This is a genomic window from Rhizobium anhuiense bv. trifolii (genome assembly GCF_024346605.1).
Taxonomy (GTDB): Bacteria; Pseudomonadota; Alphaproteobacteria; order Rhizobiales; family Rhizobiaceae; genus Rhizobium; species Rhizobium anhuiense.
In genome coordinates, this window is the sequence record NZ_CP098801.1 from 419,744 (window position 1) to 445,274 (window position 25,531).

The 25,531-nt window shown below is 59.3% G+C and carries 24 protein-coding genes, 3 pseudogenes and 1 riboswitch; of the genes and pseudogenes, 10 read left to right on the top strand and 17 right to left on the bottom strand.

From position 1 onward, the window contains the following. The first annotated feature begins 44 nt into the window (after positions 1-44). Positions 45-653, top strand: coding sequence for a class I SAM-dependent DNA methyltransferase (locus tag NE851_RS02085; protein WP_097623375.1), 609 nt, complete (start codon positions 45-47; stop codon positions 651-653). A gap of 240 nt (positions 654-893) precedes the next feature. Then, on the top strand, positions 894-2,651 hold the full coding sequence (gene lhpI / locus NE851_RS02090) for a cis-3-hydroxy-L-proline dehydratase (protein ID WP_097623376.1): 1,758 nt from the start codon (positions 894-896) through the stop codon (positions 2,649-2,651). 33 nt (positions 2,652-2,684) lie between these two features. On the opposite strand, the pseudogene NE851_RS35420 reads toward lhpI, so the two are convergent. The 9 genes and pseudogenes from NE851_RS35420 to NE851_RS02125 all read right to left on the bottom strand — a co-directional run. Further along, positions 2,685-2,973: pseudogene (locus NE851_RS35420) on the bottom strand (PNPOx family protein); the annotation flags it as partial. A gap of 274 nt (positions 2,974-3,247) precedes the next feature. Then, positions 3,248-3,691 (bottom strand): hypothetical protein, encoded by a 444-nt coding sequence (locus NE851_RS02095; protein WP_028757460.1) that lies wholly within the window; start codon positions 3,689-3,691, stop codon positions 3,248-3,250. Positions 3,692-3,701: 10 nt separating this feature from the next. Then, entirely contained in the window at positions 3,702-4,046 is a 345-nt protein-coding gene (locus NE851_RS02100; RefSeq protein ID WP_028827743.1) for a hypothetical protein, read from the bottom strand. Between the two features lie 49 nt (positions 4,047-4,095). Next, positions 4,096-4,668, bottom strand: coding sequence for a hypothetical protein (locus tag NE851_RS02105; RefSeq protein ID WP_097544201.1), 573 nt, complete (start codon positions 4,666-4,668; stop codon positions 4,096-4,098). A 365-nt stretch (positions 4,669-5,033) separates the two neighbouring features. Next, positions 5,034-5,678: pseudogene (locus NE851_RS02110) on the bottom strand (SDR family NAD(P)-dependent oxidoreductase); the annotation flags it as partial. Next, positions 5,657-5,977, bottom strand: a pseudogene (locus NE851_RS02115) (alpha/beta fold hydrolase); the annotation flags it as partial. The pseudogenes NE851_RS02110 and NE851_RS02115, both read right to left, overlap by 22 nt. Then, a complete protein-coding gene (locus NE851_RS35240) occupies positions 5,949-6,224 on the bottom strand; it encodes a DUF1348 family protein (RefSeq protein WP_244653192.1) in 276 nt (91 codons plus the stop codon). The gene NE851_RS35240 and the pseudogene NE851_RS02115, both read right to left, overlap by 29 nt. After that, the gene (locus NE851_RS02120; protein ID WP_028757558.1) at positions 6,181-6,807 is read right to left on the bottom strand and encodes a pyridoxamine 5'-phosphate oxidase family protein; all 627 of its coding nucleotides are present in this window, start codon (positions 6,805-6,807) and stop codon (positions 6,181-6,183) included. Before NE851_RS02120 ends, NE851_RS35240 begins: the two co-directional genes overlap by 44 nt. A gap of 99 nt (positions 6,808-6,906) precedes the next feature. Next, positions 6,907-7,881, bottom strand: coding sequence for an alpha/beta fold hydrolase (locus tag NE851_RS02125; RefSeq protein WP_097544204.1), 975 nt, complete (start codon positions 7,879-7,881; stop codon positions 6,907-6,909). A gap of 431 nt (positions 7,882-8,312) precedes the next feature. Here NE851_RS02125 and NE851_RS02130 point away from each other — a divergent pair, with 431 nt between their 5' ends. The 4 genes from NE851_RS02130 (at position 8,313) to NE851_RS02145 (ending at position 11,654) form a co-directional block, all read left to right on the top strand. After that, complete coding sequence (locus tag NE851_RS02130; protein ID WP_097544205.1) at positions 8,313-10,220, top strand: PAS domain-containing sensor histidine kinase; 1,908 nt, start codon at positions 8,313-8,315, stop codon at positions 10,218-10,220. Further along, entirely contained in the window at positions 10,210-10,833 is a 624-nt protein-coding gene (locus NE851_RS02135) for a response regulator transcription factor (protein ID WP_028757555.1), read from the top strand. The genes NE851_RS02130 and NE851_RS02135 overlap by 11 nt, the downstream gene beginning before the upstream one ends. A gap of 150 nt (positions 10,834-10,983) precedes the next feature. Then, on the top strand, positions 10,984-11,238 hold the full coding sequence (locus tag NE851_RS02140; protein ID WP_097544240.1) for a FitA-like ribbon-helix-helix domain-containing protein: 255 nt from the start codon (positions 10,984-10,986) through the stop codon (positions 11,236-11,238). After that, complete coding sequence (locus NE851_RS02145; RefSeq protein WP_097544206.1) at positions 11,235-11,654, top strand: type II toxin-antitoxin system VapC family toxin; 420 nt, start codon at positions 11,235-11,237, stop codon at positions 11,652-11,654. The genes NE851_RS02140 and NE851_RS02145 overlap by 4 nt, the downstream gene beginning before the upstream one ends. An 84-nt stretch (positions 11,655-11,738) precedes the next feature. Here the strand turns inward: NE851_RS02145 and NE851_RS02150 are convergent, their stop codons facing one another. Further along, a complete protein-coding gene (locus tag NE851_RS02150) occupies positions 11,739-12,572 on the bottom strand; it encodes a helix-turn-helix domain-containing protein (protein WP_097544241.1) in 834 nt (277 codons plus the stop codon). A 292-nt stretch (positions 12,573-12,864) separates the two neighbouring features. On the opposite strand from NE851_RS02150, the gene NE851_RS02155 reads away from it, so the two are divergent. Beyond that, entirely contained in the window at positions 12,865-13,770 is a 906-nt protein-coding gene (locus NE851_RS02155; RefSeq protein ID WP_245433438.1) for a helix-turn-helix transcriptional regulator, read from the top strand. 132 nt (positions 13,771-13,902) lie between these two features. Here the strand turns inward: NE851_RS02155 and NE851_RS02160 are convergent, their stop codons facing one another. The 7 genes from NE851_RS02160 to NE851_RS02190 form a co-directional block, all read right to left on the bottom strand. Then, entirely contained in the window at positions 13,903-14,739 is an 837-nt protein-coding gene (locus NE851_RS02160) for an alpha/beta fold hydrolase (protein WP_373289066.1), read from the bottom strand. A 211-nt stretch (positions 14,740-14,950) separates the two neighbouring features. Next, positions 14,951-16,549 (bottom strand): MFS transporter, encoded by a 1,599-nt coding sequence (locus NE851_RS02165; protein WP_097544208.1) that lies wholly within the window; start codon positions 16,547-16,549, stop codon positions 14,951-14,953. Further along, on the bottom strand, positions 16,546-16,989 hold the full coding sequence (locus NE851_RS02170) for a DoxX family protein (protein ID WP_254955955.1): 444 nt from the start codon (positions 16,987-16,989) through the stop codon (positions 16,546-16,548). Before NE851_RS02170 ends, NE851_RS02165 begins: the two co-directional genes overlap by 4 nt. A 181-nt stretch (positions 16,990-17,170) precedes the next feature. Continuing rightward, positions 17,171-19,153, bottom strand: coding sequence for an amidohydrolase (locus NE851_RS02175; protein ID WP_097544209.1), 1,983 nt, complete (start codon positions 19,151-19,153; stop codon positions 17,171-17,173). Then, positions 19,153-19,434 (bottom strand): XapX domain-containing protein, encoded by a 282-nt coding sequence (locus NE851_RS02180; RefSeq protein WP_097544210.1) that lies wholly within the window; start codon positions 19,432-19,434, stop codon positions 19,153-19,155. The genes NE851_RS02175 and NE851_RS02180 overlap by 1 nt, the downstream gene beginning before the upstream one ends. Positions 19,435-19,505: 71 nt before the next feature. Continuing rightward, entirely contained in the window at positions 19,506-20,195 is a 690-nt protein-coding gene (locus NE851_RS02185; RefSeq protein ID WP_097544211.1) for a hydrolase, read from the bottom strand. A 95-nt stretch (positions 20,196-20,290) separates the two neighbouring features. Beyond that, the gene (locus NE851_RS02190; protein WP_127430008.1) at positions 20,291-21,223 is read right to left on the bottom strand and encodes a ring-cleaving dioxygenase; all 933 of its coding nucleotides are present in this window, start codon (positions 21,221-21,223) and stop codon (positions 20,291-20,293) included. A gap of 120 nt (positions 21,224-21,343) precedes the next feature. Between NE851_RS02190 and NE851_RS02195 the strand changes: the two genes are divergently transcribed. The 3 genes from NE851_RS02195 (at position 21,344) to thiO (ending at position 25,530) form a co-directional block, all read left to right on the top strand. Next, positions 21,344-22,243, top strand: coding sequence for a LysR family transcriptional regulator (locus NE851_RS02195; protein ID WP_097544213.1), 900 nt, complete (start codon positions 21,344-21,346; stop codon positions 22,241-22,243). Between the two features lie 262 nt (positions 22,244-22,505). Further along, a riboswitch (TPP riboswitch) is annotated at positions 22,506-22,637 on the top strand. 92 nt (positions 22,638-22,729) lie between these two features. Further along, positions 22,730-24,553, top strand: a complete 1,824-nt coding sequence (gene thiC / locus NE851_RS02200; RefSeq protein WP_097544244.1) for a phosphomethylpyrimidine synthase ThiC — start codon at positions 22,730-22,732, stop codon at positions 24,551-24,553. After that, entirely contained in the window at positions 24,553-25,530 is a 978-nt protein-coding gene (gene thiO, locus NE851_RS02205) for a glycine oxidase ThiO (RefSeq protein WP_254955962.1), read from the top strand. The genes thiC and thiO overlap by 1 nt, the downstream gene beginning before the upstream one ends. Position 25,531 lies beyond the last annotated feature (1 nt).

Genomic DNA, 25,531 nt, shown 5'->3' on the forward strand with positions numbered 1-25,531 from the left:
GGAACACATTGTTGCACTGGAGATAGGAAATCGACAGGAAGACCGTGAGCGACGCAGCCGGCCGCATTATCGACCTCTATCGTCGCCATGCTGATGCGTGGACAGCGGCGCGCGGCACGGCACTGTTGGAGCGTGCATGGATCGACCGGTTTGCAGAGATGCTGCCACGAATGGCGGCGGTGCTCGATATTGGTTGTGGCTCAGGTGACCCAATCGCTCGGTACCTTGCTGGCGGAGGTCATCTGATTACAGGCGTGGACAGTTCGCCAGAAATGATCTCCATATTCCGGACCAATCTTCCCGGCGAGACAGCGCAAGTGGGGGATATGCGCTCGCTGAAACTGGATCGGAGATATGGCGGGCTGATCGCTTGGGACAGCCTGTTTCACCTTGCTCCTTCCGATCAGCGCATGATGTTCTCCATCTTCCGCGACCATGCTGAACCGGAAGCACCATTGCTGTTCACGAGTGGCCCCGCCTTCGGCGAAGTTATCGGCACGCTGGAGGGGGAACCTCTCTATCATGCCAGCCTCGATCCCGACGAATACCGCATGCTGCTCGACCGGAATGGCTTTGACGTTGTTGCCCATGTTGCGGAAGACCCAGATTGTGGCGGGCGCACGGTCTGGCTGGCGCGTCAGCGCTATGCGTAAAGCGTCGCGGAAATCCCAAGATCGCCCTGTCACTTTCTGCACCAACTGGAACAGCCGGGGCGGGCCGGCAACAGATGGCCACCCGGAGCATACTCAGGCATATTCTGCGTTTTGCGAAGGCCGCCTTAATCCGGTAGAGAGCGGGGCGCCCGTCTCGATTGCCGCCGGCGCGATCAAGCTAGCCCCAGATTCGAACGACTCAAAACTGCTTGCACAGCCACCACCTTGAAAGGCTCACGGATGGTCAACCTTGTTGACGGACTGATTTTCGCAGGGACGGCTTACGTGCACGGCAAGGCTTCGGGCAATGTTGTTGCAAGCGATCTGGAACTGAGTTTCTGGGGCGGGGTCGATCCCTGGACCGGCGAGGTGATCGATCGGCATCACCCCTTGAGCGGCCGCGGTCTCAAAGACCATATCCTCGCGATCCCGGGGGGCAGGGGGTCCTGCTCTGGCAGCGGCGTGATGTTGGAACTGCTGCTCAATGGCAATGGTCCCAAAGCGATGTTGTTCGAGCGAGAGGAGGATATCCTCACGCTCGGTGTCGTGATCGCCGAGGAGGTATTCGGTCAATCTATTCCCGTTGTAACGCTCGCGCCCGAGAATTTTCGCAAGGTGGTGAGTTCGGCATTTGTCGAGATCGACGGAAACGTTGTTGCCTGTTCCACCGACGGGCTGGCAATGGACGCCATTCCGTCGCATAGCAAAGACTCTGCCCCTCTTTTCGGTGAAGTCGCATTGTCGGAGCGGGATAGAGCTTATCTGGCTGGTGCTCACGGCAAGGCTGCACAATCGGCGATCCGCATCATCCTGCGAATGGCGAAACTGCAGGGCGCCACACAATTGATGGATGTCTCACAAGTCCACGTCGACGGCTGCATCTACAGCGGACCGGGCTCGCTTTCGTTTGCCGAAAAACTGCGGGATCTGGGCGGGCGCGTTGTGGTGCCGACAACGCTCAACTCGATTTCGGTCGATCATCGACGCTGGCGCTCGCAAGGTATTGATCCCGTCCTGGGCGAGCCGGCCAGTCAGTTGGGTGACGTCTATGTCGAAATGGGTGCGCGGCCGACCTTCACCTGCGCGCCTTATCTGCTCGAGACGGCTCCCAAGATCGGCGAGCAGGTGGCCTGGGCAGAATCGAATGCCGTCATCTACGCCAACAGCGTTCTTGGTGCGCGGACAATGAAATATCCGGACTTTCTCGACATTTGCATCGCACTAACCGGCCGCGCGCCTCTGGCAGGCCCACATATCGACAGCAATCGGAAAGCCGGGCTGCTTGTCAGTGTCGCTAATATCGAAAACATCGACGATAGCTTCTATCCGCTGCTCGGTTATCACATTGGTGCGCTGGCATCGAACCTTATCCCTGTCGTCTCCGGTCTTGATCAGGCCGGTCCAACCAATGACGATCTCAAGGCCTTCGGCGCCGCATTTGCGACCGTTTCCAGTGCACCGATGTTTCACATCGTGGGGGTGACGCCCGAGGCAAAGACGCTGGATGCCGTTGTCCCCTCAGGCATCAGCATCCCTTCGATCGATCTTCGGCTCGAGGAACTCGCGTCGAGTTGGGAGGAACTCAACAGCGCCGACGATGAGCGCGTCGATCTCGTCTCGCTCGGCAATCCGCATTTCTCGATCAGCGAAATCGAGAGGCTCGCGTCTCTGTGCAGCGGTCGAAAGAAGCATGTGGATGTGGCGATTGTGGTTACCTGCGGACGCGCAACGCACGATAAGGCCAACGAAGCCGGGCTGATAGCGGCCCTTCAACGCTTCGGGGTGGAGTTCGTGACGGACACATGCTGGTGCATGATCACTGATCCGATTATTCCCACCTTTGCGAAAACCATACTGACGAACTCGGGCAAATATGCCCATTACGGGCCGGGGATAACCGGTCGGCGCTTTTACTTCGGCGGCATTGCCGCATGCGTTGCGGCTGCATGTAGTGGGGTATACAGCAAGGCGGCGCCCAACTGGCTGAGGCAGGCCTAGCTGCCAGCACCAGGTGCGCAGACTTACGTAAACGAGACGGTTGCTGCCCGGGCGGTCGGGGTATCGCCAGCGTGCGCTCGTCTAGAATCTCGATGAAGCAGATGGATCCCCGCGCCGGCTGACATCCGCCTTTCCGATCCTGCGTACCGATGCAGAGGAATGGCGATGAACTCCGGTGCATGCCGGCCGATAGTCGCCTGACATTTCTAAATAACCATCGCATATTTCGCCCCGAACAGCCACGAACAGATTGCTCGTCTCTCAAGGCGAATTCCGGATCGAGCTCGAACCTGTTTGTCGACTTGCACTCCCCGAAGCGTATTGTTGACTGGCGGTCTCGTGCCCGAGCAACTTGCCTAGGCGGTGAAGGTTGAAATACACATCCACCATTCACCGCGATCAGCCAGTTACGATTTCGGTCTTGAGACGCGGCTGGTTTAGGCTGGAGCTCAGCGGAAGCCGAAGAAGCTCAATATAGCCAGTACGATCACAACGGCGCCTACGAGCCAGATCAGGTTGTTCATCTGATTTTCCTTTCCCAAGTTGTTGTCATCGACCCTCGATGAATGCGCCGGACGGCGCAATCTCGGCCACCATTACTGCTGCGGCAGGATGATTTTCTGTTCGGTCGTGTTCTTGACGGGCTTCTGGCCGGGCTCGTGCGACATCGTGCGGGTCGTGCTCTGGAGACTGTCGCCATCCGTGCTCGTCTTCGTCCGCGACTTGCTAAAGGTGCCTTTGTCCACGGCCTGGGCCTTCGTCTGAGACCTGAGCTTGTCGCCGTTGTCGTTGACATGGGTCTTGCTCATGGCCTTGCCGTTAGTGGTTGCAGCGCTCCCGCCTGAGCCGACGGAGGAGGTCGTCCCTTCGTCGGTCTGACACACGCCCGCCGTCCCGACGGAACTCGCAGACGTTGCGCCAGCCGCCGCACTTCCGCCCGTTCCGACAGTTCCAGCCGCGTTGCAGTCCTGTGCCGAGACGCCGGCCGTGGTGGACAAAACTGCGATACTGGCCGCGCCGATCAAACTCATGATCTTCATGTCTGGTCTCCTATTTATTGGGTTTCGTGACAGAGCAGGTGCCGTCCGAGCGCTTGGTGATGACGGTTCCGTCGGGCCGCGTGACACTTGCCGTCGAGTAGCTGTCGACGCTGCCCGCGCCTGCCGAGCTAGCTGACGACGAGGATGCCGCAGTCGACGAGCCGGCGCCGGTCGCACTCGAAGAAGACACCTTGCCGTTTCCGGCGGTGACGGTCGTAGACATATTGCCCGATGAGGTCCGGCCTTCGACCACCGTGCAGGTTGTCCCGTCGTCCAGTTTGATATCTTCCGAGGCAGCCTGACCGGCTACCAAGATCGCGGCTCCATAGATGATGCCTTTGACTGTGTTGATCATTTGCTTTCTCCGTGAAAGGGCCGACGCCTTGTGGCGCCGGCCGGATGCCTCAGCATGAATGACTGGAGCCATTCTTCTTCATCTGGCCCGGAGCGCAGCCCTTCTTCCCATTGTTCTCATGGGATGAACCGGCTTGGCTTGCGCCGGTGCCGACGGTGCTGCCGGTTTTATCGCCGTCAGTCGACGATGCTCCCGTGCCGACTGAAGAGGCCGAATTGGCGTCACCTGACCCTGCGGCCGACCCACCGGTCCCGACAGAACTGCTCGACGTGCCGCCGCCCGCAGAGGAACCGCCTGTGCCGAGTGTCGATGCCGAACCCGAGCCGGAACCGGAGCCTGCAGCAGAACCACCGGTGCCCACGGTGCTGCTGGACTTGCCGCCGCCTGCCGACGATCCACCTGTGCCGATGGTCGAGGCGGAACCGGAACCGCAGTTTTTAGTTCCGGCAGGGCAGTCGCCACCGCCGGCGGAACTTCCACCAGTACCAACGGTGCTGCTCGAAGTTCCGCCGCCCGCCGACGATCCGCCCGTGCCGACGGTGCTGGATGACTGCGCGAATGCCGTCGCCGTCGTGCTTGCCAGCAAGGCTGCAGCGAACGCAATGTGGGTGAGCTTGATCATGTGATTTCCTCCGAATGTTTGTGTTTTGCCTTGGGTCAGTTTGACCGGCGGCTGTCTGGCAAACGAAGGGGAGTGCCGGCTGTTCCAAGGCTACGACCTCAGTCCGGGGTGGATCAGACCAAGGTCTAACCCACTGTAACGCATTGTGAATTTGCCCTTGCCTGGCAGCGGTTGATCGGGCTCGCAAGGTGCAGCATGCAGTTTCAAGGCCGGCTGAAGGTCTGCTCTTTAGCGAATTGGTGTTGCAAAGCAGCCTGTCTGATTCATGCCTCCTTCATACCGCACACGCGTGCCGGCGGCCGCAATAAGAAGGCGATCGGAAGGCTCCGCCCTACGAACAACGGCAGGTCAGGTGAGGGATCAGCTCAGAGCGTGTCGATCAGCCCTCCGTCCACGCGCATGGAAGCTCCTGTCGTCGCGGATGCCAAAGGCGACGCCAGATAGGTTACCAGGTTGGCAATTTCCTCGACGCTTGCAGCTCGTTGGATAATCGAACCGCCACGATGCTTCTTGACGAAGTCCGCCGCGACCTCCTCGATCGGCTTGCCCGTCTTCGCATGCTCTTCGGCAAGCATCGCCTCGACGCCTTCGGACAGTGTCGGTCCGGGAAGAACCGAGTTCACAGTAACGCCCGTACCAGCCATGCGCTTGGCAAGCCCACGGGCAACCGCGATGTCCGCGGTCTTGCTGACGCCGTAATGAATCATCTCCACCGGTATGTTAAAGCCGGATTCCGACGCGATGAAGATAACGCGGCCCCAGTCGAGCTTCTGCATGCCCGGAAGATAGGCACGAGAAAGCCTGACGGCTGACATGACGTTTACCTGCCAATGGCGATCCCAGACCTCGTCGTCCGCATCGAAGAAGTCGAGCGGCTGGAAGATGCCCGCATTGTTGATCAGGATATCGACATGAGGAACCTTGGCGACGAGAGCGTCACACCCTTCAGCGGTTGCGACATCGGCTGCGACGGCGCTCACGCTTCCCCTGGCACCTTCGCCTTGAAGGCGTAAAGAGCAAACCGCCCGATGCCCAGCACCTCAATGAACCTCTGGATGATGCGGGCACGATTGTCGTACGTGTAGGCAAAATTTGTGCGCGCAGGCGCTTGCGACTGGCCAAACCCTGTAATGTCGGGTGCGATGAGGTGAAATCGGTCCGCAAGCAGTGGAATAAGATCGCGAAACATGTGGCTCGATGACGGAAACCCGTGCAGCAGTAACAGGGCCGGTTTGGCTGGTTCTCCGGCCTGCCGATAAAATACATCACGACCGTCGATATCAACGCGGTGATGGGTGGTATGCGTCATGTCGTTCTTTCCCCATAGAAACCGAATCGCTGAGACCGGGAGTGCTCTCGCCGTTTATAAGCTCGGACCGGTTGCGCCACCGGCTGTCGTGGCCATAGGCCAGCGCGACCTTTCGGGATTGCTGTTGTTCCAGCCGTCCTCCGCACGCCGTTTCTGTTGCAGAAGCTCGTGAAAACTCCTGCAACTGGGTCTTGTGGCGTTCATTATCTTCCTCGCAAGGCCTCGAGCCGCGTATGCAATTCTGCATTCTCCGACTCCAGTTCGGCTAAGCGTTCACGCAACGCTGCCACCGCTTTCGCGACCTCCTCTTCGGTGTAACGCGGTGTGATATGTTGAGGGCAGTTCCAATCGAAGGCTTCCAGCCGCAGTCGAAAAATCCGCTCTGCTTTTGCTCGGTAGCCGGCGTCGAAAACCAGGTCGGCCAGCGCCGGGTCGGCATCGAGTGTCAGCTTCTCGACATGCATGTAGATCTTGAGGCGGGCTCGTCGCGGGTAATCCACCACAAAGAGACAGGCCCGGTCATTTGCGGCAAAGTTTCCGGTACTGATATATTGGCGGTTGCCCCTGTAGTCGGCGAACGCCAGTGTTTTCCTGTCGACGATTTTCAGAAAGCCCTTTGGACCACCGCGATGCTGAACATAGGGCCAACCGGTTTCCGACACAGAGGCAATGTAGAAGCTGTCCCGTGCAGAGATGAAAGCCAGTTCGCTGTCGGTGAAGCTGTCGGATTCCCGATGGTGGTCGCCTAACCAGATCTGGTCGGCACCCATTTCAGCTTGTGCCAGCCGCACATTCGGAGTGACTGCAACTTCCAAAAAATGGTATGGCATGGGGATCTCCAAAATCTGGAATTTGGTAACGGCTTTTCAGCGGTGCGACCTCGACTTGACGGAAACCTTCGCCACACCGCCGGCAACCATGCCTGATCGTCACTCCTTTGCGACGCGGCGATCCAGGAAATCGTTGATTAGCGGAGCAGCGACGTCCAACTTTTCTTCGAGCAGGAAGTGACCTGAGTTCAGGATATGAAGTTCGGCATCCGGAAGATCCTTGAGATAAGGATGAGCGCCGGCCTCAGGAAAGATGTAATCATTCTTGCCCCAGACGATGAGCGTGGGCGGCTTGCGCTCACGAAAGAAACTTTGGAACGCGGGGTAAAGCGGAACGTTGGTGCGATAATCATACAACATGTCGAGCTGGATATCCTTATTGCCAGGTCGGTCCAGAAGAGCCTGGTCGTGAACCCAGTTGTCAGGGCTGATGCGCGACACGTCTTCCATGCCATCGGTATACTGGAACTTGGTCGTTTCGAGCGTGACCAGACCGGAGAGCGCCCCGCGGCTCTTGTCCGACCCATCGGACCAATAGGTCTTGATGGGATCCCAGAATTCCTTCAGCCCTTCATCATAGGCGTTGCCGTTCTGGATGATCAGCGCACTCACCCGTTCCGGATGTTTCAGCGCCAGGCGGTAACCCACCGGTGCACCATAATCCATGACGTACATTGCGTAGCTTTTGACCGCCAAATGGTCGAGTAACTTGTCTACGATATCGGCGACGCCGCCAAACGTGTAGGCAAACTTACCACGGTCGGGAGACGCGCTTTGGCCATAACCGGGATAGTCCGGCGCGATGACGTGGTATCGGTCTGCCAGAAGCGGGATCAGATTCCGGAACATGTGGGAGGACGTCGGAAACCCATGGAGTAGCAGCACGACCGGAGCGTCGGCCGGGCCAGCTTCCCGGTAGAAGATATCGAGGCCCTCGATCTTTGCGGTTCGGTAGTGGATGGGAACCGGAGCTTCGCGAAGCTCCGCCGTGGCGTGCGCAGGAAGTGCGCTTACCATTGTTGCCGTGGTCATGCTGGCGGTCGCCAACATCAGGCACATGATCAAACTACGCATGATAGTCTCCCCATAGGTCGAGATGAAACGAAAGTTGGTTTCGAGTAAGGGCTGCTTTGGGCCGTTCGGGTCGCGATAAACCACGTCACCGAATGCTGTTGCATCAGTCAGGAAATGGCAGTGATGCAGAATTCCAATGCACGTAGATGTTTGAGTGAGGGCAACGACGGATCAGCCGACGTCGCCATTCGTCAAGGGCTTCTATGCGTAGGAGTAAGCGGGTTTCTGATCGCTCTCAATTGCGATCTAGGTCGCCTGCAACTAGACGGTGGCATTGCAACCATAGACCTTCGTATATCGATTTGTCCTTACGCAACACCTGGAAATCCCGTAACTATTTCCGTCGGACGATCGGCCACCCTTCTCTACTTCCTGACATGAGTCGGAACTTCTAGGCTCGCGAACGTCTCAAACTCTGAACGGAGAGTGCGGTGGAACGAGAGCCGGAAACCGATCCCATTATTGATCTAATCCCCGCCATGGTGTGGTCCGCAACGTCGGAAGGCATGCTCGATTTTGCCAACCAGCATTTTCTCGAGTTCATCGGGGCGCCGCTTGAGGAAATCTCCGGAGTGGGATTCTACAAGCTATTTCATCCTGACGACACGTCATATCTCGCTTCGGAATGGCATGACATCATGGCCTCGAAGCATGCCAGGGAGGTCGTGGGCAGACTGAGGCGCGCAGATGGCCAATATCGTTGGTGCACGCTCCGCCAGAAGCCGCGGCTCGATGCAGAAGGAAATGTCCTGAGATGGTACGGTGTGGTCCTCGATATCGAGGACCGCAAACAGGCCGAAAACGCATTGAAGGAAACGAAGACTGCGCTCGCGGCCAGCGAAGAGAACCTCAGCCTCATCATCAATTCGCTGCCGGTTCTCGTATGGTCAGCGCGACCGGATGGCAGCGCCGATTTTGTCAATAAAAGCTGGCTGGACTATGCGGGTCGTCCTGCCGACCAAATCCTCGGCTGGGGCTTCCTGGACCTTTATCATCCAGACGATATTCCCGGCATGGTGGACATCTGGAAGAGAGACCTCGAGCATTCCGACCACACTGTTTTGAAAGGACGTATTCGCGGAGCAGACGGCAAATACCGTTGGTTTTACTTCTCCGGACGCAAGCTAGTCGACGCCAACGGCGTCGTTCGTTGGTTCGGCGTCAATATCGATATCGAAGACCTGCAATATGCGGAGAACGCTCTTCGACAAAGCGAAGCTGCGCTCAGGGAAAGTGAACACAAGCTCAATCTAATCATCAACACGATACCCGCCATGGCTTGGTCGTGTACCTCGGATGGCCGGCTTGAATATTTTAATCGAAACTTGATCGATTATGTCGGCCTGCCTTTTGAAGAGATCGTCGGCTTCGGTTTTTATCGCATGTTTCATCCTGATGATGTCGAGCCGATGCGTATGGCCTGGGACGATATCGTAGCTTCAAAAAAAAGTCGTCCGGTAGACGCCCGCATCAGACGCGCCGATGGCGAATATCGGTGGTTCAACCTACGGCAAAGCCCCCTTCTGGATCCAGATGGAAACGTTGTCAGATGGTACGGCGTCGTCGTGGATATCGAGGATCGCAAACGGGCGGAAGAGTCCTTGCGACAAAGCCAGAGCGAACTCGCGCATGTGACCCGGATGACGGCAACAGGTGAACTTGCCGTTTCAATTGCCCATGAAGTCAACCAGCCGCTGATGGCAATCGTCACGAATGCGGGCACATGTCTGCGATGGCTACAGCCGGGTCACACCGATCTGGAGCAAGCGCGGCTGGCAGCCGAAAGGATCGTCAGGGACGGGCATCGCGCCGGCGACATTATCACCAGTATCCGGGCAATGGCACAAAAGCTGCCTGCGAAAATTGAGCAAACCGACCTCCGACCTGCCGTGCGTGAGGTGCTGAATCTGTTGACTGGCGAACTTCAAAGGCGCGGGATAGACGTTGTTCTTGATATGGCGGAAGTGCCTATTGAAGTCGTAGGAGACCGGACACAACTCCAGCAAGTCGTTCTAAACTTGATCATGAATAGCGCGGAAGCGATGGCAGCTTCTTGCGAGGCACGACGCATCGTCATCCGATGTACTATAGATGAGGAACTTGTGAAAATGAGTGTTTCGGACACGGGGCGCGGGGTAGCTGTTCACCAGTTGGAGCGCGTTTTCGAAGCATTCTACAGCACGAAGGCCGAAGGCATCGGAATGGGCTTGTCGATATGCCGTTCCATCGTCGAAGCGCATGGCGGCCGGATTTGGGCTACGGCTGCGGAGATCGGGGGAGGGGGACAGTTCACGTTTACCTTGCCTCTGGCAGAGGGCGTGAGCGTCCATGATAGATGATCGCAAAAGAGGCCGGCCGACAGTCATTATCATCGATGACGACCAAAGTGTCCGCGAAGCATTGAGAGGATTGTTCGAGTCTGTCGGACTTGTGGCTGAAACCCATTGCTCTGTGGCCGAGTTTCTTGCTGTGGATGATCCTGATCGTGCAGGCTGCATTGTACTGGATATCCGCTTGCCAGGTCAGAGCGGCCTGGAGTTCCAAGAGGCGCTCGCAAGAGGCGGGCGCCCAAGGTCTGTGGTGCTGATCAGCGCTCATGTGGACGTCGCGATGGCTGTCCGCGCCATGAAGGCCGGAGCTATCGATGTGCTTACCAAGCCAGTGCGGGAGCAGGACCTGCTCGAAGCGGTGAACCGCGCCTTGGCAAGCGATAGCGCTCGCCGGGAAGAGGCAAGCCAAACGGCTGCATTGCGCCAAAGGTATTCCAAACTTACCGACCGTGAGCGGCAGATTATGACACTGGTTGTCGCCGGGAAACTGAACAAACAAATTGCGGCAGAGGTTCAACTCGCTGAGGCCACAGTGAAGCTTCACCGCGGTCATATGATGCGGAAAATGCATGCATCGTCAGTTGCAGATCTGGTCAGGATCGCGGGCATTCTGGAGGTGTGAAAGCAGCTCTTGGAGGAGCGGGCTTCGATCCCTTTCAATCCGCTATCGACGTGGACCGATATCGTTCTTGCCCATTTCAAATCCCTTGAAATCTGGCATCGTTCTGCGTACTTTGATATCAAAGTCATCGTTCGTACGGAGGTGATATCAGTGCCGGCGGTCACCATTCGAAATCTTTCTGACGAAACACATCGTGCTCTGCGGGTGCGAGCGGCACATCATGGCCGCAGCACCGAGGCCGAGATCCGTGACATTATCGAAGCCGCTGTCCGTCCCTCTGAACGCGTGAAGCTAGGTTCCTTACTGGCAGCTATTGGCCGTGAAGCTGAGCTTTCCAATCTGGATGTCGAAGCGCTTCAGAATAATCGCGATGACACTCCTGCTGTACCGATGCCCTTCGAATGATCTTGTTGGACACCAACGTCTTATCCGAACCGTGGAAACCGGCTCCCGATGAGCGAGTGGTCGCCTGGCTAGATGCCCAAGCCATCGAGACGCTGTTTCTTTCCGTAATGACGATTGCTGAACTTCGCTTCGGGATTGCGGCCATGCCGCTAGGGAAGCGACAAACCATCCTTCACGATCGACTTGAGGGCGAAGTGTTGCCGCATTTTTCCGAGCGCATCCTGTCCTTCAATCTGGCGAGTTCGCAGTTCTACTCGGAACTGATGGTGCGCGCGCGAGTCTCTGGGAGGACTATCGGCACGTCTGATGGCTACATTGCAGCTACAGCAGCAGCGAACGGCCTCGCGGTCGCAACTCGCGATACAAGCCCGTTCGAGGCTGCCGGGTTGAAAGTGATTAATCCCTGGGCCCGATAACGATAGTCTGAATCCACCTATGGTTGGTTCACTTCGCTTCAAGTGCTTCCGGTTCGACGAATCTTCCAAGAGGGCTGGTCTGGATCAGGCGTTACGCCGCCAATTGCCAGGCGTGGTGCCGACCATAGCTGCAAAGACGCGCGTGAAATGGCTTTGGTCCGCGAAGCCGCAGGCGATGGCCACTTCGGCGAGTGGAGTGTCCAAGTTCCGCAGGAGGTTGCGGGCCCGGTCTATTCGCTCCCGTAGGACCCATTGATAGGGCGTCATGCCAGTCGTCTCGCGAAAGGCACGAATGAAATAGCCGCGCGACAGGTTGCAGACCTGGGCAACCTCTGAAATCGACACGTTGCCGTCGAGGTTTTCGAGAAACAGGCTTTTTGCCAGATCCTCATGCGCACGCGAAAGGCTACCCGTCCTGTTGCAGGCTTTCGCGGGCCGGCCTCCGTAGCGCTGAACGAGGTAGGTGCCGATGGCAGTCGCCATCTGGTCGACGAACAGCGCGTTCGCCTCGTCTGGCTTTTCCAGTGCCGGGATCAGCGCCCGAGCGAGATTGGCAAGTACGATATCTTTTGATGCAGTTTCAGCTGATAGCGACGTCACGCCGGGCATTTCAGCATCATCGGCGATTTTGGCGAGGGACGCCGGCGAAATTTCAAACAACACGAAATCGAAAGGACCGCGGAGATCCGCCTTGTAGGCGTTCGAGAGATCGCGAATATAGATCGAGTTGTCGGCAAACTCGTGGGAAGTCGCATGATGTTCGTGGAAGATGCGCCGCGTGTGGCCACCGAGCGAGGAAACCCCGACCACGAAACCTCGGTCGCTCGCCGGCGTCATGACCTGATCGAGTTTGGTGTTGTCTGTCGCCTTCCGAAAGATATCGATGTCTGAACCAGGTAGGCTTTGGTTGACCGACAACTGCTTCAACGAGCACCCGAACCCGTCAGTCGAGTTTCCAGTGGAAGATGGGTGGCGGAGGGGGAGAACTTGGACCACGACGCACTTCTTTCATTTTTTAAACACGCGAACACCGGACCTGCCAGCCTTGGCAGCTTTCTAAACCATGTCTACCTCATAATAATTTGCAAAATCTGCCCCACGAGGATCCTTTTATTCAAGATGGACAGTCGAAACCCGTGTAGGAAAATATCAAGCGCGGCATCTCGTCGGTAGGGCTATATAGTCCCCAGTCAGGATGATCGAGACACATATGAGTGAAGCGTTGACGGTCAGTGAGAAAATTGCGGCGTGTTTTGGGATCAATGCCGCAAGGGCGCTGGCGATCAGGCCTCTTTACGAAGAAACGCTTACTGTCGTCCATCTCGAGCACTCCTATGACAACAGCGAACATACAGTCTTACTGCCGGCCGATGACGCTTTTCTGGTCGTGCTCTATCTCGTCGACGTCGATCATTGCGACATCCTGCCGGACGGGGCACGGACGCCTCTGAAGACCTATTCCAGAGGTTCCATGTGTCTCATCAGTCTGAGGAATGGCGCGGCAATTTCGGTTCGTGGCCGCTTCGAAGCGCTCGCATTTCATATCCCAAGCGCGCTGTTTATCGAGCTCGCCGAGGAAGCCGGCGAGCCGCGTATCGATGACCTTACAACCTGCCGCGGGATTGACGATCAGGTGGTCCGCAACATAGGCGGTGCGCTAATGCCGATGTTCGACATGCCGGACGAGGTCAGGGACACACTGCTTCCTCATATCGGATTAGCGCTAAGCGCCCATCTTGCGCATCGTTACGGACGGTCTCCCATCCAGCACCTTTCGGGCACCGGTCAACTGTCTCCGCTTCAGGAAAAGCGTATCAAGGCGTACATCGCCGCGAACCTGTCGGGCGGCACGCCGGTCGATAAGATCGCCGAAGCGTGCGGGTTTTCAGTCGATGCGCTCTGTTCCGGATTTTTGAGCACGACCGGGCAGTCCGTTTCGGAATGGATTGCGTCATATCGAATGAGCAGAGCCCAGTCGCGGCTGAGCAGAACCGGTGAAACGATTGCCCAGATCGCTGAAGAGTGCGGGTTTCCGAATGAAGATGAATTCGTCGCAACCTTCACGAAGGCCGAGGGAGTGCCTCCCGCCGCTTGGCGCTTGCGCAACCGGCACTGACAAAAAGCCATCGAGCAGCACTGCACTTGAGCGAAGATTCAGAAAAGGAAACGCACGGTGACCGCGATATAGGCCGAGCTTCTTGCAGCCGGATCCGGGTGCGGCGAAAATGGCCCCACCCGGACGGTCCGATTAAGCCTGGATAAATGCCAGGAGGTCGGCGTTCAGGACGTCGGCATGCGTTGTCAGCATGCCGTGCGGATAACCCTGATAGACCTTCAGGGTGCCGTTTTGCACCAGCTTGACGGATAGCTTGCCGGCGTTGTCGATCGGCACGACCTGGTCGTCGTCGCCGTGCATGACGAGGGTCGGAACAGTGATTGCCTTCAGGTCGTCGGTCTGGTCGGTCTCGGAGAAGGCCTTGATCCCATCGTAATGGGCCTTGGCGCTGCCCATCATGCCCTGTCGCCACCAATTCTGAATGACCCCGGGATAAACCTTGGCGTCGGGACGGTTGAAGCCGTAGAACGGACCGGTGGGGAAATCGACGAACAGCTGTGCGCGGTTCTCGGCTACCCCCTTGCGAATGCCGTCGAAGACCTCCATCGGAAGGCCGCCCGGATTTGTCTCGGTCTTGAGCATCAAGGGCGGAACGGCTGAAACCAGGACGGCCTTGGCGACGCGGCCGGCCGGCTGGCCGTATTTTGCCACATAGCGAGCAACTTCGCCGCCGCCGGTTGAATGGCCGATATGAACGGCGTTCTTCAGGTCAAGCGCTTCAACCACGGCGAATGCGTCGGCAGCGTAGTGATCCATGTCGTGACCGTCGGAAACCTGTGCAGAACGACCGTGGCCTCGGCGGTCATGGGCGACGACGCGGTAACCCTTTGCCAGGAAGAATAGCATCTGTGCATCCCAATCGTCCGACGAGAGCGGCCAGCCATGGTGGAAGACGATCGGCTGGGCATCCTTCGCACCCCAATCCTTGTAGAAGATTTCGACGCCGTCCTTGGTGGTGATGTAGCCCATTCTATTGTCTCCTTCGACTGGGGTGGGGGTGGAAGAAATGTTGGCGGCAAACCCGAAAGATGTGGGAAGTGCCATGGTAGCTGCGGCGGCAGCTCCGGACAGCAAGGCGCTGCGGCGGGTGATGGAGGGGAAGTTCTCGGTCATTTCGCGTACCGTTGTCCTTTCAAGGCAATGATTTGCGGGCAGCGGTGGATGCCGGTCTGCCGCGTTGTTAGGCGGCTCTCGGCCGGTTGATTGTCAGGAAATGCCGCACGACCGGCTTGTCCGTCCCTGAGTGATAGGCGAGGAGGTGGGCTTGCAGGTCGGCATCGGCATTGGAAACCCTCTTGTGCTGGCGAAGATGCTCGGCCCAGGATTCGACCATGAACCATTCGACAATCTTTTGCGGGTCGGCGGAGTCCTCCGTCACCCCCCATCCGTAGGCGCCGTCCCGCCGCCGCTCGTGAGACATCTCATCCAGCGCATGCAGGAAGGCTGCGCGATGATGTTTTTCGACAAGGTATTCTATCAGGATCAGAACAGGTCCACGGTCATGGGCCACAGGCTCGGCGACCAAGGGTTCTGGCCAGTGATTGGAGGGCACCATATCCGCGTCGCCGGCCGGCAGCTTCAAGCGATGCATGACGAAGCCCGCAACGATCAGTCCCACCGCGCCAATCAGCAGCGCTCCCGGCACCCCGGCAGCTTCACCAACGGCACCCCAGCCAAGGCTACCTGCCGTCATCGCGCCATTGAAGACGGTGAGATAGACCGCCAGGCCGCGACCGCGGACCCAGTTCGGAAGCACGGCCTGCGCTGCGCCGTTCAGGGTGGTCAGGGCAGTGATCCACGCGCCCCCGAGAAAGAGCAGGACGATGATGGCAACCGATTTTGGCGGTGAGAGCGACAAAGCGGCCATGACGAGTGCCGTGATAACAGCGGCACCGAGAAGCAGGCCATCGGCATTGAAGCGTTCGCGCAGTTTAGGCATGATCAATGCGCCGCCGATCGCGCCAGCGCCGACAGCGCCAAGCAGGATGCCGTAGAAGCCTGCGTCACCACCGAGCAATTGTCGGGCGACGAGCGGCAGGAGTGCCCAGATGGCACTGGCAAAGGCAAAGAAGATCGCCGCGCGCAAAAGGACGACATGCAAGGGTCTGCTGGCGCGGGTATAGCGCAGGCCCGCACGGAACGCGCCGAAGAAGCCTTCAGCCAGCGCATCATTGGCGTTCTTTGCCCGCGGCCACCAGACGAGCGCCGCGATGACGACGAGATAGCTCGCAACGTCCGCGCCATAAGTGACGCCGGCGCCGAAGGCGGCAAGGAGCAGGCCGCCGGCAGCGGGCCCAATCGACCGGGCGATATTGATGCCGAGCGAATTGAGCGCGACGGCGCTCTTGACGTCCTCTCTCTTCACCAGTTCCGGCACGATAGCTTGCCAGGTCGGTCCCATTAACGCGGCGCCGATACCACCAAGGAAGGTCAGGCCGATCAGCGCACTGACTGAAAGCATGCCGGTATTTGCCAGGATCATGAGGCTTACGCTGACCGACGCGAGCAGGATTTGCACGGCAATCAGGAACCTGCGGCGATCGAGAATATCGGTGAGCACACCCGCAGGTATTGCCAGAAGGAAGATCGGCAGGGTTCCGGCCGCCTGCACCAGCGCGACGGCGGCCGGCGAGGCCGACAGGTCGGTCATCAGCCAGGAACTGGCGACATCACGCATGAAGCTGCCGGTATTTCCGAGGACGGTTGCAGCCCAAAGAACTGCAAAGACTGGCTGCGCAAGGGGAGCAAAGCTGCCCCCGGAGGATTTGAGAGTGCTCATTTGCAAGCTCCCTTGGTCAGATCGTTTGCGGCGACAATGATGAAGGCGCCAGCCAGCCCCAGATGTTCGAAGAAGGCGTTGGTTGCCATGATGCGATCCATTCCCGGGGGCATTTCCCAGAACCGGAGGGCGATAAGGGTGGCAAAGAGCGTGAAGCCGGCGAGCGCCAGCGCTGCCAGCCAACGCAGGAAACCGGACAGGATCATCGCGGAGGCCGTGAGTTCGAACACGATCACGGCGACCGCGAAGAAGGCAGCCGGATGAAGGCCGAAATGCTCCATCTCGCCGATTGCACTTTGGAAGTCGAAGAGCTTGGTCAGCGGCCCCTGGATATAGGCCGCGCACAGGGCAAGCAGCGCAAAGGTTCGGGTGACGGGTGCGGCAACGATCCCGGCAATACGCGGGCGCCAGCTTTTGGTGGAGAGAATGTGGTTCGTCATGTCGGTTCCTGCAATGTTGGCCGCTCCGGCCATGCGGCGGCGTTGTTTCCATCTGATGGAACGATATTGGCCGCAAAGATTAGCGCCAACAATTGCATCAAAAATTGAGATTCTCTTGCGATATTCGCAACAGTCTGCGGGGCAGCGACCTGGTGCTGCCCCATGGAAGACATTGGAAAAATCACACAGCCCAACAGGCACAACCAAGCGCGCCGAAGAAGCCCTTGAGATCGGCGATCGGCAGTTTCGATGTCCAGGCACCGGCGTGGTCGTGACCGTGGACGTTGCAGGAAGTGGCGCAACCGCATGTCGAGATCGCAGTCCGGCGCAAGGAATTCATGCCGGCGCCTTGCGGTTCGCCCCATGCCGCATAGCCGCCGAATGTGCGAATGGGTGACCAGTCCGGCATGGCGGGCGGGACGTCGTTCTCGTCCAGCCCCGAGAATTCGCCCGCAGCGTAGACGATCTTGCCGCCGACCATGGTCAACTGCGAGGTGAGGTACGAGATCTCGTCTTCCGCGCAGGAGAAGAAGTCCTTGTCCGGGACGACGACGTCGGCGAACTGGCCCTTTTCGATCCGCCCCTTCTTGCCTTCCTCGTTGGAGAACCAGGTGACCTTCTCCGTCCACATGCGCAGTGCCGTCTCGCGATCGAGGCAGTTGGCGCGCGGGTAAAGTTGCATCCCGCCAACCGTCTTTCCGGTCACCATCCAGGCAAGGGAAACCCATGGATTATAGGAGGCGACACGGGTCGCATCGGTCCCTGCCGAGACGTTGACACCCTTCTCGAGCATGCGCCTGATCGGTGGCGTGGCCTCTGCGACGCCATGGCCGTAGCGCTCCACGAAATATTCGCCCTGATAGGCCATGCGGTGCTGGGTGGCGATGCCGCCGCCGAGCGCCGCGATGCGGTCGATCGAACGATCCGAGATCGTCTCGGCATGGTCGAAGAACCAGTTGAGACCTTCGAGCGGAATGTCCTTGTTGACCTTCTCGAAAACGTCGAGCGAACGGGAGATGGTCTCGTCGTAGGTGGCGTGAAGCCGCCAAGGCCAGCGGTTTTCGGCCAACACCCGAACGACGTCCTCCAGTTCGCCCTCCATTTCCGGCGCCATTTCGGGCCGTGGCTGGCGGAAGTCCTCGAAGTCAGCCGCGGAGAAGACCAGCATTTCGCCAGCGCCGTTGTGGCGGAAGTAGTCATTGCCCTGCTTGTATTTGACCGACTGCGTCCAGTTGAGGAAATCCTGCTTCTCTTCCTTCGGCTTCTGCGTGAACAGGTTGTAGGCCAGACGCACCGTCAGTTGATCCTCATCCGAAAGCTTCTGGATCACTGCATAATCGTCCGGATAGTTCTGGAAACCGCCGCCGGCGTCGATCACGCCGGTAATGCCCAGCCGGTTGAGTTCGCGCATGAAATGGCGGGTGGAGTTGACCTGGTATTCGAACGGAAGCTTCGGCCCCTTCGACAAGGTCGAATAGAGAATGCCAGCATTCGGCTTGGCGAGCAGAAGGCCGGTCGGATTGCCGTTGGCATCGCGGGTGATCTCGCCGCCAGGAGGGTTCGGTGTATCTCTGCCATAGCCGACGGCGCGGAGCGCTGCGCCGTTCAGCAGCGCGCGGTCATAGAGATGGAGCAGGAAGACCGGGGTATCGGGCGCGATGGCGTTGATCTCGTCGATCGTCGGCAGGCGCTTCTCCGCAAACTGGTGTTCGGTAAAACCACCGACCACGCGAACCCATTGCGGAGCCGGCGTGATCGCCACCTGTCGCTTCAGCATGTCCATCGCATCGGCAAGCGACCGGACACCATCCCAGCGGAGTTCCATGTTGAAGTTGAGGCCGCCGCGCACGACGTGGGTGTGGTTGTCGATCAGACCGGGCAGCATGCGCTTGCCTTTCAGGTCGATGATCTTCGTATCCGGTCCGGCGAGCGTCATCACCTCGCTGTCGGTTCCCACCTCCAGAAACACGCCGTCCTTGACGGCGACGGCGGTGGCGTTCGGATTTGCGCGATCAAGCGTCGTGATCAGTCCGTTGTGAAGAACGATATCGGCGTGCATGGAAGCAGCTCCCGTCTTGATGGGATCGGCGGCGTTCGCCGGTGAAAAAAGATTTGAAAAGGCAAAGCTCGACGCTGCGCCCAGGAATGTGCGGCGCGTGGTCATCAGCTTTTCCCCGACGTCGGATCTTCACGAGGCAGGGTCAGGTTTGTGCCGCCCTTCGGAAGGTGCCCGAACATGTGCGGCTTGACCTGGTGAAGCCAGGAGACGGCGGCGGGCTCGCGTGCCCAGATGCTTTTTGCCAAGGGCACCAGCTGCTCACCGACGAGGATGCCGAGCAGGCCGATGAGGGCGACAACGGGCGGGGCGGGCGAACGGACATTGAGCAGGCTGTATATTACGCCCACCAACAGGCCGGCACCGAGGGACAGCAGATAGATTTTCATCGCGGATCACCTTCGCTTGGAGAGAAGCAGTTCACCCCGGCTGGCGACCGCCTGCCGGGGTGATGACGGTTTTACTTCGCAGGGTTCGGGCCGATCCGCTTGCCATGGCGGACCCGCTCGGCGCCGCCGTGAACGTGAGTGACCGCATAGTCGATACCCATGCCGTAGGCGCCGGAATGCTCCTTCACCAGCGACGTGACCGCGTCATAGGTTTCCTTGCGTGCCCAGTCGCGCTGCCATTCAAGCAGGACCTGCTGCCAGGTGACCGGAACGACACCCGCCTGCACCATGCGGTCCATTGCATATTTGTGCGCGTCGAGCGACGTGCCGCCGGACGCATCGGCGACCATGTAGATCTCATAGTCTGTGTCGTTCATGCAGGAGAGCGCAAAGGTCGTGTTGCAAACCTCCGTCCAGAGGCCGGCGACGACGATCTTCTTGCGGCCATCGGCGGCATTCTTGGCAAGCGCGTCGCGGACGTTCTGGTCGTCCCAGGAATTCATCGAGGTGCGCTCAAGGATATCATTGTCCGGGACGACGGCGAGCAGTTCCGGGAAAGTGTTGCCCGAGAAGCTGTCGGTCTCGACGGTGGTGATGGTGGTCGGGATGTTGAAGATCCTGGCAGCCTTGGCCAGACCGACGACGTTGTTCTTCAAGACCTGGCGGTCGATCGATTGGACGCCGAAGGCCATCTGCGGCTGCTGGTCGATGAAGATGATCTGACTGTTCTGCGGGGTGAGGACCTGAAGCTTGCTGGACATCTCGTGTCTTCCTTTGACTGGGTTGAAGCTAGGTAATGGGGCAGGAAAGGCGGCACGTCTTGAAAGTTATGCCGCCTTATTGTTGGAAAGCGACGTCAGGCGGCGAGCGGTGTCAGCCCGGCCTCGATCTGGTCACGATAAGGCTCGTAGCGAGCCGGCAGTTTCAAAGCCTCGCCGAGGTGTGCCGTGTCTTCGTCGCGGTCGAAACCGGGTTCGTTGGTGGCGATTTCGAACAGGACGCCGCCGGGTGTCCGGAAGTAGATCGCCCAGAAGTAATCGCGGTCGATGACAGGCGTCACCTGGTATCCTGTATCCATCAGGGCCTTGCGGACTTCGAGCTGCTTTGCGCGGTTCTCGACGGCGAAAGCGATGTGATGCACGGAACCTGCGCCCTGCCTTGCGAAAGGCGTTTTCGGAAGGACTTCGAGGTCGATCGTGTCGGCACCATTGCCGCCGGGGATGATGAAGCGGGTGACGTCACCATCCGTTTCAGTGCGCTGGTAGCCCATGAAACCGAGCAGTTCGGACGTGGCAGCGGCGTCATGCAGGCGGAATCTGGCACCGGTGAAGCCGTGGATGCCGACGCTTTCGTCGATGCCGGCGCCAGTCCAGGCCTTTCGGCCATCGGTTTCGGTTTCGACAAGGGCAAACCCTTCGCCGTCCGGCCCTTTGAACAGGAGGCGGGGAGCGCCAAAGGCAGTGTCGGTCTGCAGACTGCCGCTTCCCTTTGCCGATAAGCGATCCTGCCAGAAGGACAACGAGCCCTTGGGCACCGCGAACTGTGTGTCACTGACTTCGCCGACGCCGGGACGGCCGCGCATCACGTCGGGAAACGGGAAGTAGGTCATGACGGAGCCGGGGGTACCGGCCTCATCACCGTAATAGAGGTGGTAGACGTTGGGATCGTCGAAATTTACGGTCTTCTTGACGCGGCGCAGGCCAAGCGTGCCCGTGAAGAACGCGTTGTTCTGACGGGCATCCGATGCCATCGACGTGATGTGATGCAGTCCTTTGATATCCTTGATCATAATCCTCGCCCTTCCGCGGCTGTGTTGGTTTGTCTGGTGTGATTGAAAATCTACGTCGGTTGATCAGGCGTGTAAATTGCAATAATAGTTGTCAGTGAATTGCCATTGGTGAAATAATCGATGAACGACTACAAGCTGCTCCGAACCTTCCTGCTGGCTGCCGAGAAGCGGAGCTTCGCGCAGGTCGCGCGCGAGCTCGATATGACGCCCGCAGCCGTCACCCGGGCGATTGCGGCCCTGGAAGAAGATCTGGGCGTGCAACTCTTCGTGCGCACCACGCGCCAAGTGTCGCTGACGACCGATGGCGCGATCTTCGCCGCCCAGATACAGCCGGCGGTGCAGGCGCTCGACAACGCGCGCAAGGACGTGATGAATTCCCACAAGGCGGATCATGGCCGCCTGCGCATCAGCGCGCCGACCTGGTTCGGCCAGCAGGTCCTGCCGCCCATTCTCTCGGCATTCAGGGAGCGCTATCCCAAGATCAGCTTCGAAATCTCGCTCGCCGATGGACTCGTCGACATCATCGACGACGATTATGATCTGGCGATCCGCATTTCCGCGGCACCTTCGGACAAGTTCACGATCTGGCGCAAGATCAGCGTCGTGCGCCGTATCCTCGTCGCAGCGCCCGGCAGCCGGTTTTGCGACATGAAGCACCCGAACGAGCTCATTCCCGACGATTGCCTGGCCTATAGCGGCGAAAGCAAACGGGAGACCTGGTCACTGTCGGACGGCAGTGGCAGCGCCACGATTTCTGCAGGCCGTGCATTCAGCGCCAATAGCGGAGAGGTGCTGGCGAGCATGGCGGCCGACGGCGTCGGGGTCGCCATGCTGCCCAAGTTCCATGTCGCCGAGCATCTGCGGACCGGACGGCTCGTCCACGTCCTGCGGGACTGGTCGCCGCCAGACTTATGGCTGACCCTGTACTACCCCCCTTACCAGGCGCTGCCGCCGCGCATCGCCTCCTTCTCGAAGTTCTTCGAGCAACAGATCCCGGCGTTCCTCTCGGCGATCGAATGAACTTTGCCGATAAAGCAGGTGCGGTTGCTCTAACGAGGTCTTTCGAAAAGGAATTTGCACAATCTTAGGCGGCAACAAGGAACCTCCGGTCCATCTCGGTGGCCGGTCGCTCGATCCCGTTCAAGGCGACAATTTGGAACGTCGGCGACATCCTTCTCCCACATTCAATGATCTGCCCGGCTTCCACATCAAAATACGCCCAAGAGCGGGACGACGGAAGGTCTGTGGTTGACACGAACTCGGCCCAGGACATAGTCTTTGCGACATTCACCAGGGGGGTCCCGGCAAGGGGCTGAGATACTGCTGGACAATTTGGCTTTGCCTGTTGTGGCGCAGTGACCCGTTGAACCTGATCCAGTTCATACTGGCGTAGGGACGGTGCAAGCGCTCGAAGGCTTCGGATTCCCGCGTGGATTCCATGCCGGCGTCTTTCCATCATTCCGGCTGATTGACTGGGTCTCCAATTGCAACTTGGAGCCTCAAACCATGACCATTGCCGCAAAGAACGTCACACCCACCGTCACCACCGGCCCGCTACCGGCGTCGCGGAAAATCTACATCCCCGGAGATATGCACTCCGACATCCGCGTGCCGATGCGCGAGATCAGCGTCCATCCGACATCGGGCGAGCCGCCTGTCGTCGTCTATGATTGCTCCGGCCCTTACACTGTCGAGGGCGCTGATATCCGCATCGAGCAGGGCCTGTCACAGTTCCGTCGCGGCTGGGTGCTCGCCCGCGGAGATGTCGAGGCCTATGAAGGCCGCCATGTGCGTCCCGAAGACAACGGCTTTGTCAGCGGCGAACGGCTGACACCGGAATTTCCGGCCAAGCGCCAGCCGCTGCGGGCGAGGGGAGACAATGCCGTGACCCAACTCGCCTATGCACGCGCCGGCATCATCACCCCGGAAATGGAATTCATCGCTATCCGCGAAAATCTCGGCCGCAAGGCACAGGTGGAGGCCATGAGCCGCGATGGCGAAAGCTTCGGCGCCCATATTCCCGATCATGTGACCCCGGAATTCGTCCGCCAGGAGGTCGCCGCCGGCCGGGCGATCATTCCCGCCAACATCAATCACCCGGAAAGCGAGCCGATGATCATCGGCCGGAACTTCCTGGTGAAGATCAATGCCAATATCGGCAATTCCGCCGTCACCTCCTCCATGGCGGAGGAAGTGGAGAAGATGGTCTGGGCGATCCGCTGGGGTGCCGACACGGTCATGGACCTGTCGACCGGCCGCAACATCCACAATATCCGCGAATGGATCATCCGCAATTCGCCGGTACCGATCGGCACCGTGCCGCTCTACCAGGCACTCGAAAAGGTGAACGGCATTGCCGAGGACCTCACCTGGGAGGTCTATCGCGATACGCTGATCGAACAGGCCGAGCAGGGCGTCGATTACTTCACCATCCATGCGGGCGTGCGGCTTGCCTATATCCCGCTGACCGTCAATCGCGTCACCGGCATCGTTTCTCGCGGCGGCTCGATCATGGCCAAGTGGTGTCTGCACCACCACCGGGAGAGTTTTCTCTACGAGCATTTCGAGGAGATCTGCGACATCTGCCGCGCTTACGACGTTTCCTTCTCGCTCGGTGATGGCCTGCGGCCAGGCTCGATTGCCGATGCCAACGATGCGGCGCAGTTCGCAGAACTGGAAACGCTCGGCGCGTTAACGAAAATCGCCTGGGCGAAGGATTGCCAGGTGATGATCGAAGGTCCCGGTCATGTGCCGATGCACAAGATCAAGGAAAACATGGACAAGCAACTCGCGGTCTGCGGCGAGGCGCCTTTTTATACGCTCGGGCCGCTGACCACCGATATCGCGCCGGGCTATGACCACATCACGTCCGGCATCGGGGCTGCGATGATCGGCTGGTTCGGCACCGCCATGCTCTGCTACGTGACGCCCAAGGAACATCTCGGCCTGCCGGACCGCAACGACGTCAAGGTGGGCGTCATCACCTATAAGATCGCGGCACATGCCGCCGATCTGGCCAAGGGTCATCCGGCGGCGCGGGTGCGCGACGATGCGTTGTCGCGCGCCCGTTTCGAGTTCCGATGGGAGGACCAGTTCAACCTCTCGCTCGATCCGGAAACCGCCCGCTCCTTCCACGACGAAACGCTGCCGAAGGAGGCGCATAAGGTGGCGCATTTCTGCTCCATGTGCGGTCCGAAATTCTGCTCGATGCGGATTTCGCACGATATCCGCGCCGAAGCGCAGAAGGAAGGGCTGGAAGCGATGGCGGCGAAATATCGGGAGGGTGGCGACCTGTACATGCCGATCGAAAACCTTCCGGGTAACGCATAATGCCTACGTTTCTCGTCAAAGGGGCTGGTGTTGCCGGCCTCGCGGCAGCCCATGAGCTCGTCAGGCGGGGCTTTTCGGTCGAGGTGATCGAGAAGGCCGGCGCGGCGGGACTTGGCGCCTCGCACTTTGCTGGAGGAATGCTCGCGCCCTATTGCGAACGGGAAGCGGCCGAAGAGATTGTCCTGACATTGGGCCTGGGCGCGGCCGGATGGTGGGAGGAGGTCGTGCCCGGCGAGGTTCGTCGCCGCGGTACTCTGGTCGTGGCGCAGCCGCGCGACCTCCCCGATCTCGTCCGGTTTGCCGCGCGCACCACCGGTCATGTCTGGATCGATCGCAAGGGTGTGGCCGACCTCGAGCCTGCACTAGCCGGCCGCTTCGAAAAGGCTCTTTTCTTCGAGCAGGAAGCGCATCTCGATCCACGCCGCGCACTGGCCAGACTAGCCGGCAGGCTCCGCGAGCGTGGCGTCGTCTTCCATTTCGGCGGATGCCAGCCGCAGGACCGGCGGTTTGCCGGCGTGCTCGATTGCACCGGGCCAGCGGCGATACCGCGACTTTCCGGCCTGCGCGGCGTGCGAGGCGAAATGCTCTATCTGGAAACTGCGGATATTACCCTTTCCAGGCCGGTTAGGATGCTGCATCCCCGCCATCCTATCTACATCGTGCCCCGCGACGATCACCGTTTCATGGTCGGGGCGACGATGATCGAGGCTGACGATGACGGACCGATTACCGCGCGTTCGCTCATGGAATTCCTGAACGCGGCCTATGCGCTGCATCCGGCGTTTGGCGAGGCACGCGTTGTCGAGACCGGGACTGGCATACGGCCGGCGTTTGCCGACAACATTCCGCAAGTCATCGAGACGGAGGAGGGGCTCGCGATCGCCGGCATGCATCGGCATGGCTTCCTGCTGGCGCCCGCCATGGCGGTGCGGGCCACCGATATTCTCCTCCAGCGGCATTCACTTCTGAAAGGCTAAC

Excerpts from the sequence above, each read along its gene's own strand:
- lhpI (WP_097623376.1), top strand. The coding sequence starts at position 894 with ATGGTCAACCTTGTTGACGGACTGATTTTCGCAGGGACGGCTTACGTG.
- NE851_RS02095 (WP_028757460.1), bottom strand. The coding sequence starts at position 3,691 with ATGAAGATCATGAGTTTGATCGGCGCGGCCAGTATCGCAGTTTTGTCC.
- NE851_RS02100 (WP_028827743.1), bottom strand. The coding sequence starts at position 4,046 with ATGATCAACACAGTCAAAGGCATCATCTATGGAGCCGCGATCTTGGTA.
- NE851_RS02105 (WP_097544201.1), bottom strand. The coding sequence starts at position 4,668 with ATGATCAAGCTCACCCACATTGCGTTCGCTGCAGCCTTGCTGGCAAGC.
- NE851_RS35240 (WP_244653192.1), bottom strand. The coding sequence starts at position 6,224 with ATGCAGAATTGCATACGCGGCTCGAGGCCTTGCGAGGAAGATAATGAA.
- NE851_RS02120 (WP_028757558.1), bottom strand. The coding sequence starts at position 6,807 with ATGCCATACCATTTTTTGGAAGTTGCAGTCACTCCGAATGTGCGGCTG.
- NE851_RS02125 (WP_097544204.1), bottom strand. The coding sequence starts at position 7,881 with ATGCGTAGTTTGATCATGTGCCTGATGTTGGCGACCGCCAGCATGACC.
- NE851_RS02135 (WP_028757555.1), top strand. The coding sequence starts at position 10,210 with ATGATAGATGATCGCAAAAGAGGCCGGCCGACAGTCATTATCATCGAT.
- NE851_RS02145 (WP_097544206.1), top strand. The coding sequence starts at position 11,235 with ATGATCTTGTTGGACACCAACGTCTTATCCGAACCGTGGAAACCGGCT.
- NE851_RS02155 (WP_245433438.1), top strand. The coding sequence starts at position 12,865 with ATGAGTGAAGCGTTGACGGTCAGTGAGAAAATTGCGGCGTGTTTTGGG.
- NE851_RS02160 (WP_373289066.1), bottom strand. The coding sequence starts at position 14,739 with ATGGGCTACATCACCACCAAGGACGGCGTCGAAATCTTCTACAAGGAT.
- NE851_RS02165 (WP_097544208.1), bottom strand. The coding sequence starts at position 16,549 with ATGAGCACTCTCAAATCCTCCGGGGGCAGCTTTGCTCCCCTTGCGCAG.
- NE851_RS02170 (WP_254955955.1), bottom strand. The coding sequence starts at position 16,989 with ATGACGAACCACATTCTCTCCACCAAAAGCTGGCGCCCGCGTATTGCC.
- NE851_RS02175 (WP_097544209.1), bottom strand. The coding sequence starts at position 19,153 with ATGACCACGCGCCGCACATTCCTGGGCGCAGCGTCGAGCTTTGCCTTT.
- NE851_RS02180 (WP_097544210.1), bottom strand. The coding sequence starts at position 19,434 with ATGAAAATCTATCTGCTGTCCCTCGGTGCCGGCCTGTTGGTGGGCGTA.
- NE851_RS02185 (WP_097544211.1), bottom strand. The coding sequence starts at position 20,195 with ATGTCCAGCAAGCTTCAGGTCCTCACCCCGCAGAACAGTCAGATCATC.
- NE851_RS02190 (WP_127430008.1), bottom strand. The coding sequence starts at position 21,223 with ATGATCAAGGATATCAAAGGACTGCATCACATCACGTCGATGGCATCG.
- NE851_RS02195 (WP_097544213.1), top strand. The coding sequence starts at position 21,344 with ATGAACGACTACAAGCTGCTCCGAACCTTCCTGCTGGCTGCCGAGAAG.
- thiC (WP_097544244.1), top strand. The coding sequence starts at position 22,730 with ATGACCATTGCCGCAAAGAACGTCACACCCACCGTCACCACCGGCCCG.
- thiO (WP_254955962.1), top strand. The coding sequence starts at position 24,553 with ATGCCTACGTTTCTCGTCAAAGGGGCTGGTGTTGCCGGCCTCGCGGCA.